The 14,463-nt window shown below is 66.7% G+C and carries 14 protein-coding genes; 4 read left to right on the top strand and 10 right to left on the bottom strand.

Features of this window, described 5'->3' with window-relative positions; genetic code table 11:
* The 8 genes from ACE3TU_RS10635 to ACE3TU_RS10670 all read right to left on the bottom strand — a co-directional run.
* Window positions 1-285, bottom strand: a 285-nt coding sequence (locus tag ACE3TU_RS10635) for an NAD-dependent epimerase/dehydratase family protein (RefSeq protein ID WP_374623825.1), incomplete at its 3' end; no start/stop codon positions are given.
* Between the two features lie 11 nt (window positions 286-296).
* Window positions 297-1,259 carry a mannonate dehydratase gene (locus ACE3TU_RS10640; protein ID WP_374623828.1) on the bottom strand — a complete coding sequence of 321 codons (963 nt, stop codon included), beginning with the start codon at window positions 1,257-1,259 and terminating at the stop codon, window positions 297-299.
* Window positions 1,260-1,339: 80 nt separating this feature from the next.
* Window positions 1,340-2,347, bottom strand: coding sequence for an ABC transporter ATP-binding protein (locus ACE3TU_RS10645; protein ID WP_374623831.1), 1,008 nt, complete (start codon window positions 2,345-2,347; stop codon window positions 1,340-1,342).
* A 2-nt stretch (window positions 2,348-2,349) separates the two neighbouring features.
* Window positions 2,350-3,378, bottom strand: coding sequence for an ABC transporter ATP-binding protein (locus ACE3TU_RS10650; protein ID WP_374623834.1), 1,029 nt, complete (start codon window positions 3,376-3,378; stop codon window positions 2,350-2,352).
* A gap of 2 nt (window positions 3,379-3,380) precedes the next feature.
* Window positions 3,381-4,280: an ABC transporter permease gene (locus ACE3TU_RS10655; RefSeq protein WP_374623837.1), complete on the bottom strand. Its 900-nt coding sequence runs from the start codon at window positions 4,278-4,280 to the stop codon at window positions 3,381-3,383.
* A gap of 9 nt (window positions 4,281-4,289) precedes the next feature.
* Entirely contained in the window at window positions 4,290-5,288 is a 999-nt protein-coding gene (locus ACE3TU_RS10660; protein WP_374623840.1) for an ABC transporter permease, read from the bottom strand.
* A gap of 74 nt (window positions 5,289-5,362) precedes the next feature.
* Window positions 5,363-7,153, bottom strand: coding sequence for an ABC transporter substrate-binding protein (locus ACE3TU_RS10665; RefSeq protein WP_374623843.1), 1,791 nt, complete (start codon window positions 7,151-7,153; stop codon window positions 5,363-5,365).
* Between the two features lie 470 nt (window positions 7,154-7,623).
* Window positions 7,624-9,480 (bottom strand): glucose/sorbosone family PQQ-dependent dehydrogenase, encoded by a 1,857-nt coding sequence (locus ACE3TU_RS10670; RefSeq protein WP_374623846.1) that lies wholly within the window; start codon window positions 9,478-9,480, stop codon window positions 7,624-7,626.
* 188 nt (window positions 9,481-9,668) lie between these two features.
* Here ACE3TU_RS10670 and ACE3TU_RS10675 point away from each other — a divergent pair, with 188 nt between their 5' ends.
* Complete coding sequence (locus ACE3TU_RS10675; protein WP_374623849.1) at window positions 9,669-9,923, top strand: hypothetical protein; 255 nt, start codon at window positions 9,669-9,671, stop codon at window positions 9,921-9,923.
* 34 nt (window positions 9,924-9,957) lie between these two features.
* Here ACE3TU_RS10675 and ACE3TU_RS10680 read toward each other — a convergent pair whose 3' ends face one another.
* Window positions 9,958-10,167 carry a cold-shock protein gene (locus ACE3TU_RS10680; protein ID WP_374623852.1) on the bottom strand — a complete coding sequence of 70 codons (210 nt, stop codon included), beginning with the start codon at window positions 10,165-10,167 and terminating at the stop codon, window positions 9,958-9,960.
* 187 nt (window positions 10,168-10,354) lie between these two features.
* On the bottom strand, window positions 10,355-11,743 hold the full coding sequence (locus tag ACE3TU_RS10685) for an aminopeptidase P family N-terminal domain-containing protein (RefSeq protein ID WP_374623855.1): 1,389 nt from the start codon (window positions 11,741-11,743) through the stop codon (window positions 10,355-10,357).
* A gap of 127 nt (window positions 11,744-11,870) precedes the next feature.
* Between ACE3TU_RS10685 and ACE3TU_RS10690 the strand changes: the two genes are divergently transcribed.
* From ACE3TU_RS10690 to ACE3TU_RS10700, 3 genes are all read left to right on the top strand, one after another.
* The gene (locus tag ACE3TU_RS10690) at window positions 11,871-12,761 is read left to right on the top strand and encodes a metal ABC transporter substrate-binding protein (RefSeq protein ID WP_374623858.1); all 891 of its coding nucleotides are present in this window, start codon (window positions 11,871-11,873) and stop codon (window positions 12,759-12,761) included.
* Between the two features lie 2 nt (window positions 12,762-12,763).
* The gene (locus ACE3TU_RS10695; RefSeq protein ID WP_374623864.1) at window positions 12,764-13,669 is read left to right on the top strand and encodes a manganese/iron ABC transporter ATP-binding protein; all 906 of its coding nucleotides are present in this window, start codon (window positions 12,764-12,766) and stop codon (window positions 13,667-13,669) included.
* The coding region (locus ACE3TU_RS10700; protein WP_374623861.1) for a metal ABC transporter permease at window positions 13,666-14,463 on the top strand (798 nt) is incomplete at its 3' end. The genes ACE3TU_RS10695 and ACE3TU_RS10700, both read left to right, overlap by 4 nt.

Raw genomic sequence — 14,463 nt, forward strand, 5'->3', positions numbered from 1 at the left:
CAAGGCGTTGTAGCTGCCCACCACGTTGTTGTTGTGCACGACGTGGTCGGGATGGTTCCCCGGCGAGGGGATGGCCGCCATGTGGATGACCGCGTCGCAGCCGGCAAAGGCCTCGACCAGCCTGTCGTACTCGGCCATGTCGGCAGCGACGAAGCTGACGCCCGGCGGCGGCGCATCTGCGGGGGCCACCCGGTCGATGCTGACGATGGTATGACCCTGCGCCAGGGCCTCGGCGGTGATGGCGCGGCCGACGCCGCCGCTGCCGCCAGTGAGCGCGATCTTCATCAGGTTAGTCCCTAGTTGGCGTAAACGGCCTGCTGCAGGCCGCGGATATAGCCGATGGCATAGAGCCGACCGAAAGCCGAATAGCCGGCATTCTCGTTGCTGTCACCCTCCACGGTGGGGACATGGTCGGGGCGCAGCACGCCGTCGAAGCCGATCTCGCGATAGGCCTTCATGCAGGCCAGCATGTCGGTCTTGCCGGCATCGTGCCAGGTCTCCTCGAAGCGCGTGGGCACGCCCCGCACGTCGCGGAAATGCACGAAGCTGATCTTGTCGGCGAACGACCGGATCACCGAGGGCAGATCATCGGTCATCAGGGTGAAGTTCCCCTGGCACATGGTGATGGTGTTGTGCTCCGAGGGCAGCATCTCCACCAGCCGACGGAAGTTGGGCACGGTGCGCATGATGCGGCTGACGCCCTTGATCGGGGTGATCGGGGGATCGTCGGGATGCATCGACAGCCTGACGCCCGCCTTCTCGGCCACCGGCAGCACCCGCTTGAGGAAATACTCGAGGCTGGTCCACAGCTCTTCCTCGCTGATCGGCGGGTTGGAGGTGATGTCGTCGGGCACGTCCTCGGCGTTGAAGCTGGTCACCACCGAGCCGCCCCGCGAGGGGGTGGCGAAGTTGGTGCGTACCCAGTTGAAATCGGTCATCCACTCGTAGCACCAGACCGGGATGCCGAGCTTGCCCATGTTGACCAGCAGCTCGCAGACGACGTCGATCTCCTCATCCCTGCCGGGCAGCCCGCGCTTGGCCTTGTTGAGCGGCGGCCGCGCCTCGATCACCTCGAGCTTGAAGCCCCCCTCCTCGTAGCGGTGCTTCATGCGGGTCAGCGGGGCGAGGTCGCAGACGCGCTCGCCGGCCTGCAGGGTATCGAAGGGCAGTCCGCCGACCGCGAGCGTCACCCCGCATTGCTGAGCGAGACGCCAGACGGGGGACGGCGTGGGCGAGATGAATTCGGCGATCTGGAGCATCGGTTCTGATCCGCAATGGTCTTGGGCAGGGCGCTACGACCGGATCGACCGGTCGACGTGAGGTTGACGGGCCGTCCGTGTCACACCGGCAGCAGTTCCGACAGGCGCTCGGCCTGCACCTTGGGCTGCTTGTCGTAGAGGTAGCAGGCGGCAGCGTGGCGGGAATCGATCTCGAACAGCGGCGGGCGGGTGTCGCAGACCGGCATGGCCTGCGGACAGCGCGACTTGAAGGGACAGCCGTGGCTGCGGCCGCCGGCAGCCTCGCGCGCCATGATCGGATGCGCGCCCCAGCGCTGATCGAGGTTGGGCCACGGGATGGAATCGACCAGCAGCCGTGTATAGGGATGCTGCGGCGACTTGATCACGGCATCGACGTCGCCGGCCTCCATGACCCCGCCGCGATAGAGCACGATGATCGACTTGGCGATGTGATAGGCCGTCGTCAGGTCGTGCGTGATGTAGATGATCGACACGCCATGATCGCGCTGCAGGTTGCGCAGGGTCTCGAGGATGTTGGCACGCAGCGAGGCGTCGACCATCGACACCGGCTCGTCGGCGATGAGGAGGCGCGGCTTCAGCAGGAGGGCGCGCGCGACGTTAATGCGCTGGCGCTGTCCGCCCGAGAGCTGGTGCGGAAAACGGCCGAGCACGTCCTCCGGGCGCAGGCCGACGGCGGTCAGCGCCTCGTCCATCTTGCCGCGCGCCTCGGACTTCGAACGGGCGAGGCGAAAGCGCCGGATCGGCACGGTGAGCAGGTGATCGACCGTGTAGAACGGGTTGAACACGGCGAACGGATCCTGGAACACCGCCTGCACTTCACGACGGTAGGCCAGGCGATCCTCGCCCTGCAGCGCGGTGATGTTCTTGCCGCGATAGATGATCTCGCCGGTGGTCGGGGTGATGAAGCCGAGCAGCAGCATGGCAAGGGTGGTCTTGCCGCTGCCGCTCTCGCCGGCGACCGTCATGATCGTCGGCTCATCCTCCTTGAGGGTGAGCGACATGTCCTGCAGGGCGATGGTCGCCTGGGCGTTGATCAGCCCGCGCGAGTAGACCTTGGAGACGTTCTTCAGTTCCAGCAGGTTGGCCATGCTCACGCCTCGTCGTTATACAGGTGGCAGGTGATGGTCCGGCCGCTGGAGAGCATCCGGGTATCGGGCCTCGCCGTGCGACACATGTCCATCATCTTGCCGCAGCGCGGATGGAAGGCGCAGCCGCTGGGCAGCCGCAACAGGGACGGGGCGAGGCCGGGAATGCCCTGGAACACGCCCTTGTTCTCGAGATTGGGCAGGCTCGAGATCAGCGCCTGGGCGTAGGGGTGCTTGGGTTCGGTGAACATCTCGCGCACCGTCGAGACCTCGACCAGCCGGCCCGCATACATCACCGCGACGCGGTCGACGAACTGCGCCATCAGGCCCATGTCGTGACCGATCAGGATGACGGCGGCGTTGATCTCGTCCTGCACGCGGTCGATGGTTTCCATGACCTGGCGCTGGGTGACCACGTCGAGGGCGCTGGTCGGCTCGTCGGCGATGATCACCTTGGGCTGCAGCAGGATGCCGATGGCGATGCAGACGCGCTGCTTCATGCCGCCGGACAACTCGTGGGCATACATGCGGAAGACGCCGGGATCGAGATCGACCGAGCGCAGCGCGTGGGTGCAGCGCTCCTCGATGGCGCGGCGCGGCTCGTTGGGCAGATGCGAGCGGATGGCATCGACCATCTGCGCGCCGATGCGGATCACCGGGTTGAGCGAGTTCATGGCGCCCTGCGGGATGTAGGCGATCTCGCTGAGGCGCGCCTTGCGCATCTGCTCCTCGCTCAGGCCCATCAGCTCGGTGGTGCCGACGGTGACCTTGCCGGCCTCGATCCGTCCCGGTGGCTTGATCATCCGCATCATGGCCAGCGCCATCGTGGACTTGCCCGAACCCGACTCCCCGACCATGCCGAGCTTCTGGCCGGCTTCGAGGCTGAAGGTCACGTCATCGAGCGCCTTGGCCCGGCCGAGGTCGGTGTAGTAGGTGACCTCGAGATGTTCCACCCGCAGGACTGGCGGGGAGCCCGCCGCCGTGAAGGCGCTGCGCGCGCCGGCCTCGCCGGCAGTCGAGACTGTGCTGCTCATGGCTATTCCGTCCTGCGCACGCGCGGATTGGCGAGTTCGTCGAGGCCCATGTTGATCAGGGCGAGCGAGCCGAGGATCAGGATCATCGCGACGGCCGGTTCGATCGGCCACCACCACCAGCCGTTGAAGAAGGCGCCCTGCCCCTGTGCAGCCCAGATGATGTTGCCGAGCAGCGGCTCGCGCAGCGGCCCCAGGCCGAGCACCGCGAGATAGAAGGACGCGAACACGGCGGAGAAGACCTGGCCGACAAAGGCGGCCGCGATGAACGGCAGCAGGTTGGGCAGGATCTCCTTGAAGATGATGCCCAGGTCCGACACGCCCGACAGCTTGGCGACCGCCACGAACTGTCGCTCCTTCATGGTCAGCACCTGCGATCGCACCACCAGGGTCGGTCCCATCCACGCCAGCATGGCGACGATGAAGGCCATGGTGAGGAAGGTGACGTCGCGCTTGTCGAGCGATCCGGCGACCACCACCTGGATGAGCAGGACCGGGATCGGGGTGAGAATCTGGCACACGGTGCGGATGACGCTGTCGATCCAGCCGCCGAAATAGGCGGACATGAAGCCGAGCACGACGCCCACCGCGGTACCGATGCCACCCGCGAGGATACCGATCACCGCGGTCTGCCACATGCCCACCACCATGGCCGCGAACAGGTCGCGCCCGAAGAAATCGGTGCCGAGCGGATACTTGAGACTCGGCGCCTTCTTGGTGGCGGCGGCGAGCGGATAGGCGTCCTTGGGGTCGATGACGAGGAAACCGATGACGGTGAACGCAACGAGGGCGAGCAGGATCAGCAGGCCGATCCCGAGGCTCCAGTTGCGGCGCAGGTAGCGGACCAGCAGCACGAGGCTGCTGGGCTGGCGGACCTCGGCTTGCGCGAGCACTGTGTTGGCCACGACCGACTCCTATTCGTGACGGATGCGCGGGTCGAGCAGCGGGTAGATGAACTCGAGCAGAGTCATCAGCGCGGCGATCGCGATGGTGATGAACAGAACGATCCCGTAGATCACCGGGAAGTCGTTGGAGCGAATGGCATTGTTGAGCGTGGTGCCGATGCCGGGCAGGCCGAAGATGCCCTCGACCACGATGGCGGAGGTCACCACGGTCCCGAGGGCCAGGGCGAAGCCGGTCACCTGCGGCAGCAGCGCGTTGCGTAGGTAGTAGTCACGGAAGATGACGCTGCCGTTGAGCCCCTTGTGCTCGGCGAAATTGACGTAGTCCTCGCCCTGGATGGTGATGCCCATGCCGCGCATCGACAGCACCCACCCGCCGACCGAACCGAGGATCAGCGACAGCGCCGGCAGGATCTGGTGCTTGAGCATGTCGAGGGCAAAGGCGATCGACCAGTCGGGCACGATGCCGATCGAATAGGCGCCGCCGAGCGGCAGCAGCTTCATCCGGAAGCCGACGAAGAACAGCAGCAGCACGCCCATGATGACCGGGGGCACGCCGGTGAGCAGCACGAAGGGCGTGGCCACGGCGCGCGTCCAGCGCGGCGCCTTCGGCCAGGCGGCGATGGCGCCCAGCAGGTTGCCGATGACGAAACTGATGATGGTGGTGACGAGCAGCAGCCCCAGCGTCCACGGGATCGACTGCATGATCAGGTCGACCACGGTCGAGGGGTAGCGCTGCAGCGAGTAGCCGAAATCGAGGCGGAGGATGTTGCCCAGATAGCTGAAATACTGCTCCCAGAGCGGCTTATCGAGGCCGAACTGCTGGGTGTAGGAGGCGATGATCTTCTCGAGGTCGCCCGGCGAGAAGCCGCCCATGCGCGCCAGTTCGGCGAAGCGCTCGCGAATGGCGTTGCGGGGTGACAGCCGCGGGATGAAGAACACGATGGTCGATGCAGCCCAGACCACCAGGAACAGAAAGAGAAGGCGTTTGACGATCAGCCTGATGTTCACGCGAGCGACTCCGGCACCGCAATTCCAGGAAGTCGGAGGGCGCGCCGGGCGCGCCCCCCGCGATGAGTGCCGGCTTACTCGGCGCCGGTCGGCTGCAGGCTGGTGACAACCAGCAGGCCGGTCTGCGCCCAGAAGGCGCCATTGGTGCCCATGGCCGGATTGGCGGTCGTCGGCCAGTTCTTCCAGTAGTGCTGGTTGTAGGCGATGCGGTGCAGCCACTGGATGATCGGGATATCGATCTGGTCGCGCCAGTAGATCTCGAGCGCCTTGGCGGCACCCTCGTGGAACTTCGGATCTTCCGACGAGAGCGGAGCGATCGAGTCGAGGAGGGCGTCGTACTCGGGATTGTTGTAGCGCGAGAACCGGTTGTTGCCGGCCGACGTGCCGATCGAGGCGGAGTACTTGCCGTGGAACAGGTTCAGAGCCTCGAACGGGTCCTTGAGGGACGCGCCGTGGCCGAACATGTAGAGGCCGGCCGTGCCGTCCGCCATGTTCTGGTAGGCGTCGGTGCCGAAGTTCACCGAGGCATCGAAGCCGCCATTGCGCAGCATCTCGACCAGGATCGGGACGATGTCGGAATGGATGCCTTCAAAGCCCTGGATGGTGGCATTGACGGTCGCGCCGTTCTTCTCCCACAGGCCGTCGCCGTTCTTGGCAAAGCCGGCTTCGGCCATGAGCGCTTCGCTCTGGGTGGGATCGTACAGGCCGGGCTGGTACTTCTCCTCGAGCGCCTTGACTTCAGGCGAGTCGGCGAAGGCCTGCAGGCCGGGGTAGAGCGGGAACGGGTAGATCGTGGCGATCTCGGCGCCCTCGTAGAGCACCTCGTTGATGAGCTCGCGGTTGATCACGAGGCTCATGGCCCGACGGACCTTGGGGTCGTTGTAGGGCTCGAGCTGGGTGTTCATCCACAGCGAGTTCGGCCACCAGTCGAGATAGCCGTAGGGCGACTCGTTGCCGGCATGCGTGGTGATCTCGGGGTTCTGGGCAAGGATGTTGCCGATCACCGACGAGCGCATGTCGAGCGCGGAGTCCATCTCGTTGTTCACGATGCGCTGGGCAATCGTGTCCATGTTCTGGCCGACCTGGCCGCCGAGATTGACATAGATGACGCGCTTGACCGCCGGAGCCGCGATGCGGCCGGCCGTGACGGCCCACCAGTCTTCGCGCAGGTTGTAGATCTTCTGGTTGGCGTTCCAGGCCACGAGGTCGTACGGGCCCGAGTGCGGGATGTCGATGCCGCCGGGGGCCGCGTTGTAGTCGGCCTGTGCTTCCATCCACGCCTTCGGCACGATCGGGATACCGGTGTCGAACTTCTCGGTCAGCACTTCGAACTTGAAGCGCGGAGCCGGGATCTTGAAGGTCACTTCCACCGTCAGGTCGTCAACGGCGGTGGCGGAGGCCACGAACTGGTCGAAGTGGGCGTGATAGGGCAGCTTCTCGTTCTTCATCTGCCCTTCGAACGTGTACACGACGTCGGCGGAGGTCACGGCGGTGCCGTCGCTCCACTTGGCGTCCTTGTTCAGCTTGATCTCGAGCTTGGTGAAGTCGGCATTGGTGTATTCCATGCTGTCGGCCAGCCACGGAATTTCCTTGTCCGAGAAGATGCCGAAGTACATCAGCGGCTCCCACATCAGGACATTGCCTTCCTGGTGGGTGTAGCCGGGGATGGCCCACGGATTGGTCACGCCGATCGGCGAGGTGATCGACCAGCCCAGGATCAGCTCCTGGTTGCGCGGCAGATCAGGCAGCGGCGTGGCCGGCGTGATCTCGGTGGCGGGCGCCGCGTCCTGCGCCACCACGGCGAGTGGCGATACCGCCAGCGCCAGTGCCGCAAATGCGGCCGCCAATAACTTCAGTTTTGCCATGGACAGATTCTCCCTTGACTGTCGTTGGAACATTCGCGCCCCGCCTGAGGCGCTGATCTGGATGGGCGGCCCTCGCGGCCCAGAACTCCCCTCATCTCGCCGGGCGGCGAGGCCGTCCGGACTCCGGCCGCGCCGGATTGGCGGGCATGCAAGAACATCGACAGGTCACCGACCTGTCCGGGGGATCGCAGGTCCGCCGAACCATTGCGCGTGCATGCAGATGATCCGGGCGCCCTCACGGGCAGCCACACCGGCCGCAGACTAATGCTTGGTCCCCTCCGCTCGGGCGCCTTCTGCGAGGATTGCCCGAAAAACTCCCGATTTTCCGCGACCGTTGCACGTCGCCTTCGACGCTGTCAACAACTGGTATGACAGATAGCCCGCTTTGTGAAAACGATTTCGGTGATCCACCCCGACGCCCCCGCGGATTGCCTATACGGTAGGCAAATCCGTGGGTTGGCGCCTTCGCGTCAGTTGGAGGCGGGAGGGATGGTCATCTCGTCGAGGGCGGCGGTCGAAGCGGGCAGCTCGGCCGCGCCGGGCACCAGCCCGTAGACCTCGAGAATATAGGCGAGGAGGTCGGCGTAGGTCTGGTCCGACAGGCTCCCCGGCCGCGATGGCGGCATGCGGTCGTGCAGGTGCGCGTAGAGCGCCGCGACGCTTCTGCCCCGCCACTTGTCGTCGAAATACGGGCCGGCGAGCGGGGTTCCGTAGTTGGCACTGATGAGGCCCGGCCCGTGGCAGGATACGCAGTTGGCGAGGTAGGCCGCCTCGCCCCGATCCGCCTGGGCGGCAGTGAACACCGGCATCCCGCCGCCGCCGGTCCCGATGGCAGGGCCGGAATCCGAGCCATCCGACGCCGCGCCCGGCCGATCGGCCACCGCTTCGGCGGCGCTGAACACCAGGATGGCACCGGGATTCCGCATCGTCGTGGTCGTGCCACCACCCAGCTTTTCGGCAAGCCCTCCCGGATCGGTGGCGACGTAGATGGTCCGGCGGTCCGGTGAGATCGCGGTATCGCGAAAGCGATTCTCGGACTGGAAGTAGCGCTCGATCGGGCCGCCCAGGGCCTTGCCGTCGGCGGTGAGCGGCAAGCGATAGAGCGATCCGCGCTTGAGCGTGGTGACCAGCAGCGAGTTCTCCCAGCCCGGAATGCCGCCCTCGCGCGGCACGTAGACCTCGATGCTCGAGGCGGCGACGGTGGGCCAGCAGATGAAGTCGACGCCGCGGCAGGTCGGGTCGGTGAAATCCCAGTCGCTGGGCACGGTGAACAGCGTCGCCAGCGGCTCGACGAAGGTCTCCGGCCACGCCGTCTCGTCCTCGCGCGGCACCGAGGGATGGATTTCGATGTCGTTGAACTGCAGCTGCGCGCAGGGTGTCGTCGCGTCGGCCCAGCGCGCATACTGGTAGGCCTTGTCGTCGCGGAACCCGGCAACGTGCGGCCAGCCGTAGTTGCCGCCCGGCACGAGGATGTTGACCTCGTCGTCCGTCTTGGGGCCCTGCTCGGACGCATAGAGCGTTCCGTCGGGCGCGAAGTCGATGCCCTGCATGTTGCGGTGGCCAGAGGTGAACACGTGGCTGCGCACCCCGCCGATGACGGGATTGTCGTCGGGGATCGAGCCGTCGAGGTCGAGGCGGAGCGACTTGCCCTGGTAGGCGATGTAGTCGCCGGCCGCCAGTTCCTCGGCGGTGGGCAGGCGCTGCGCCTCGATCGGCAGGCACCAGTTGCCGAGCTGATCCTTGCCGCCGTCGCCGATGGTCTCGTAGAGCTTGCCGTCGGGACCGATCTTCAGACGACCTGAATTGTGGTCGTTGCTGGCCGGCAGCCCCGCCAGCACGTCGACCGGATCGGACAGGGACTGGGTCGCCGGGTCGTAGGTCAGCCGCACCACCTTGGTGTAGAGATCGTGGTAGGGGTTGAAGGGATCCTTGACCGTCGGATCGCCGCCCCGCGACTTGTCGCGATAGGTGTAGACCACGAACACGTGGTCGTTGCCGGTGCCGGCGAGGAGCTCGGGGTGCAGCGCCATGCCCAGCAGCCCGTCCTGTCCGCCCGGCGCCTCGACCTCGGAAATGTCGATCGCGACGCGCTTCTCGCCGGTCTGCGGGTCGATGCGGGTGATCCGCCCGGCCGTGCGCTCGGTGACCCAGAGCCAGTCGTCCGGCCCCCAGGTCAGTTCCCACGGTCCCTCGAGCCCGTCGGTCAGCACCCTCTGCGTGAAGGGCTGCTGGCCCTGGACCACCGAGGCGGGGGTATCCTGCGCCTGTGTCGTGGAGTTCACGACGACAAGCGCGGCGAACAGGCAGGCGAATGGCAGCAGCTTCATGGGTGGTCTCCTCACCGTCTCACCAACTCGCCGACCCGGGAGTTGGTTTCACCGGCCCCCGACCGGCGCGGCGCCGCAAGGCACCGGCCCGCAATAGGCCATCGAGGGCGCAAACACCAGCCGCCCGCCGCTGGGGTCATCGGCAGAGGGGCGCGTCCTGTGCATGCGAGCTACGCTCGGTGCGCCGATTGAGACTGCGGACCTGGCCTCATGCGGGACGCAGCGCCGCCGTGATCGATCTGGGCTGGCTGCAACTCACCGGCGGGCTCGGCTGGTGGGTGTGGGGGCTCGCCCACATCTACTTCCTGATCGGCGTCAAGAACCGGATCTCGGTGGCGATCAGCTGGCTGTGGATCTACCGCACCGGGCATCGCAGCGCCCGGCTGATCACCTGGGGCGAGGCCGGCGGCGTCACCGGCAAAGCAAAGGCCGGGCACGCCTGACGCACCCGACCTTCGAAATCGCAGACGCCGGAAATCAGGCGGCGGAGATGGTGGTCACGGCCATCTTGCCGGTGCGCCGGTCCTCGCCGACCTCGAACGAGACCTTCTGGCCCTCGGCCAGTCCGGTCATGCCGGCGCGCTGCAGCGCGGTGGCGTGCACGAACACGTCCTTGGTGCCGTCGTCGGGCTGGATGAACCCATAGCCCTTCTGGTCGTTGTAGAACTTCACAGTGCCCTTCTGCATCGGGTGGTCCTCTTCGCAGTGTTGTCTTTGGACTGGGGATCACCCTGTCCGGTCAGTCGATGTTTGGAGTCCCATAGCGTGCGCCTGACCGAAAGCGGGGGCATACGGCCGGATGTCAGCCAAATGTCGATGCTCAACGAAATAATCGGCCTGCGTCAAATTGGCAAGTGGAGCGCGTTGCATAGCGTCACGCTCGCGCAACGATCCGGCCGGGGGCCAGCCAGTAGGGCGGCATCGCACCGGCCATGTTGGAGAGCGGCAGCACCTCGGGCTTCAGATGGATGCCCAGCACCTCGCGCATGAAGGCCCGGCGCGCCGCAACGCGCTCCCACAGGTCCGGGAAGCTGTCGCGCAGCTCGTCCCTGCCCCGCTCGTCGAGCAGCGCCACGCCGTCTTCGATGTTGGCGCCATGGTAGGGCGGCCCTGCCGCCGGGATGATGTCGCACTGCACCACCTGGCCGGAGACGAAGGCCTCACGCGAGCCGGGGTAGACCGGCGTGTTCATCCATTCGTCGATGTGGATGAGGTGGCCGGGATTGAGCACCAGGTTGAAGAACGGCGCACCGAGGTGTCGCCGCGCCAGCGCGTCGAGTTCGCCGCCCGTCACGCCGATGCCGATGGTCTCGTACCACTCGGCGGCACACAGGAAATAGGGCCCGGCCAGCCGATCGACATAGTCCCGGGCCGCATCTGGCAGCCCGCCCTCGTCTTCGGCCAGCCAGCCCATGCGGCTCGTCAGCCCGCCGATATAGCCGACGGCGGTGGTCATCGGGTCGCCGGGCCCGAGCACACGACCCGAGGGACTGTTGAGGCCGACCAGCCGGTCGCCGGAGGACAGCATGGTGTGGCAGCTGTGCGGCAGCACGCCGAGCTGCATGTGGCGGATGGCCTCGAACTCCGTCATGCCCGGCCGGACATTGGCGATCAGCGCCTTGACCGCTTCCGAGCAGGCGACGGCGCCGAACTCGAACTGGGCGATCTGCGGCACCTCGTTGACGGCCCTGAGGCCGGTGACCGGGTGCATCAGGATGACATTGGCATTGACCACCCGCCCGTCCGGCCCGGTGATGCGGCGCAGGGCGTCGACGATGTAGGACGGGGTCTCGAGCCAGTTTTCCGGCTTCGCGGCCTCGTAGGGGCCGAAATACTTCCAGCCCAGTACGCCGACTCGATGCCGCGGGCCGATGCCGGCATTGCGCAACACCTCCTCGAGGGCCGGCGTCTTGCTGCGGTCCTGGCCCAACAGGCCGAAGGGCGGATAGAGCCGCGCCTCCACCTCGATGGCGGAACTGGCGGCACGGGCGAGGTTCTCCGGTCCGGCGAGCAGCGTCGGTGGGCTGTCCGGCACCATGACCAGCAGTGCCTCCTCGAAGCGCGGGTCGAAGCCGGTGATGTAGGCGAGATTGGCGGCGTGCTCGCGATCCGCATAGACGACCAGCGCATCGAGACCGGCTGCGCGCCTTGCCCTGATCAGCGCCGCGAGGCGCTGCGTATAGATGGCAGTGTCGAGTTCCGGGCGCACGCGCGGAACGCCGAACGCCGGCAGCGCGGCGTCGATCAGACGAAAGGATGGCATTCGGGCCCACCTGTTTTGTGCGGATCGTGAAAGAATCGCCGCCGGAAAGCAATCGGGAGCAAGGGAGTTGACAAGAGGTCGCAGCCTGATGCAATTAGGAACCATTCGCAACAAGGAAACCCGACCGATGCTCCGGCGCCACGTTCTTGCGGGACTTGCCATGGCTGCAGGGCTGGCCGCCCTGCCCGCTGCGGCCGAGGACAAATTCACGGTGGTGACGACCTTCACCATCATCGCCGACATCGCACGCAACGTCGCGGGGGATGCGGCGGTGGTTGAATCGATCACGCGACCCGGCGCCGAGATCCACGGCTACCAGCCGGGGCCGCGCGACATCGTCAAGGCGCAGGGCGCGGACCTGGTCCTGTGGAACGGCATGAACCTCGAGCAATGGTTCGAGCGGTTCTTCCAGAATGTCAGGGACGTGCCGCAAGTGGTCGTCAGCGATGGGATTGTGCCGATCAGCATCTCCGAGGGGCCCTATTCCGGCAAACCCAATCCGCATGCCTGGATGTCGCCGAGCAGCGCCCTCGCCTATGTCGAGAACATCCGCAAGGCGCTGGTCCAGCACGACCCGGCCAACGCCGCGACCTACGACGCCAACGCCGCTGCCTATGTCGCGCAGATCCAGGCGATCGATGCGCCGTTGCGGGCCCGGCTCGAGCAGATCCCGGCCGACGAGCGCTGGCTGGTCTCGAGCGAGGGGGCCTTCAGCTACCTCGCGCGCGACTACGGCCTCAAGGAGCTCTACCTGTGGCCGATCAACGCCGACCAGCAGGGGACGCCGCAGCAGGTGCGCAAGGTGATCGACGCGGTACGGGCCAACAGCATCCCGGTGGTGTTCTCCGAGAGCACCATCTCCGACAAGCCGGCGCGCCAGGTCGCCAAGGAGACCGGGGCCGCCTATGGCGGCGTGCTCTATGTCGATTCGCTCAGCGAGGCCGACGGTCCGGTGCCGACCTACCTCAAGCTGCTCGAAGTCACCGTCGACACCATCGCGAAGGGGTTCGGGAAGTGACCGTGCTGGCTGATCCGCATGCGAAGCAGGACACCGGCCTGCCGGCCTCGCTGTCGGTCGAGGGCGTAACCGTCGCCTACCCCAATGGCAACGTGGCGCTGCGCGATGCGAGCTTCTCGCTCGGGCCGGGCTCGATTGCCGCTCTCGTGGGCGTCAACGGCAGCGGCAAGTCGACCCTGTTCAAGGCCATCATGGGGTTCCTGACGCCCTCGGCGGGCGCCGTCCGGGTGGCCGGGCTGCCGGTGCGCGAGGCGTTGCGGCGCAACCTCGTCGCCTATGTGCCGCAGGCCGAGGAGGTCGACTGGAACTTTCCGGTGCTGGTCGAGGACGTGGTGATGATGGGGCGGCAGGGCCACATGGGCTTCTTCCGCATCCCCTCGGCGCAGGACCGTCGCCTGGTCGACGCGGCGCTCGAGCGGGTGGGCATGTCCGAGTTCCGCAGGCGCCAGATCGGCGAGCTCTCGGGCGGGCAGCGCAAGCGGGTGTTCCTCGCCCGCGCGCTGGCCCAGGAGGGGCGCATCATCCTGCTCGACGAGCCCTTCACCGGCGTCGACGTCACGACCGAGGCGGCCATCATCGCGCTCATGCAGGAGCTGCGGCAGGATGGGCACCTGATGCTGGTCTCCACCCACAACCTGGGCAGCGTCCCCGATTTCTGCGACCAGGTGGTGCTGATCAAGCGGACCGTCCTCGCCTTCGGGCCGACGGCCGAGGTCTTCACCCAGTCCAACCTCGAGATGACCTTCGGCGGGGTGCTGCGGCACTTCCAGTTGGCGGGGCACGACCTGCACGCCGATGGCGACACGCGGCGGGTCACCGTGCTCACCGACGACGAGCGCCCGGTGGTGTTCTACGGCGAGCATGCCGACACGCGGCCGGCCACACCCAGCCGGAGGGAGGAGCCGTGATGCCCGATCTGCTTGCGCCCTTCGCCTACGACTACATGGTCAAGGCGATCTGGGTTTCGGCGCTGGTCGGAACCGTCTGCGCCTTCCTCTCGGCCTATCTGATGCTGAAGGGCTGGTCGCTGATCGGCGACGCCCTGGGGCACGCGGTCGTGCCGGGCGTCGCCGGGGCCTACATGCTCGGCCTGCCCTATTCGCTCGGAGCCTTCTTTGCCGGTGGCCTTGCTGCCGCGGCGATGGTGCTGACCCGGCAGCGCACGCGCCTGCGCGAGGACGCGGTGATCGGCATCGTCTTCACCTCGTTCTTCGCGCTGGGGCTGCTGATGGTTTCGCTCAACCCCACCGCCGTCGACGTGCAGGCGATCGTGCTGGGCAACATTCTCGGCATCTCGGACAGCGACGTGGTGCAGGTGGTGATCGTCGCCGTCGTGTCGCTCGCCATCCTCGTCGCCAGGTGGAAGGACCTGATGCTGGTGTTCTTCGACGAGAACCACGCACGCACCATCGGGCTCAGCCCGCGGCTGCTGCAGGTGCTGTTCTTCACGCTGCTGGCCGCCTCGACGGTGGCCGCGCTGCAGACGGTCGGGGCCATTCTCGTCATCGCCATGGTGGTGACCCCCGGGGCCACCGCCTACCTGCTCACCGACCGCTTCCAGGTGCTGCTGGTGCTGGCTGTCCTGCTCGGCGCGGCGACCGCGGCCGCCGGCGCCTATGTCAGCTTCTTTCTCGACGGCGCGACCGGCGGCGTCATCGTCACGCTGCAGACGGTGCTGTTCCTCGTCGCTTTCTTCTTCGCG

The organism is Devosia sp., from assembly GCF_041917035.1.
GTDB lineage: Bacteria > Pseudomonadota > Alphaproteobacteria > Rhizobiales > Devosiaceae > Devosia_A.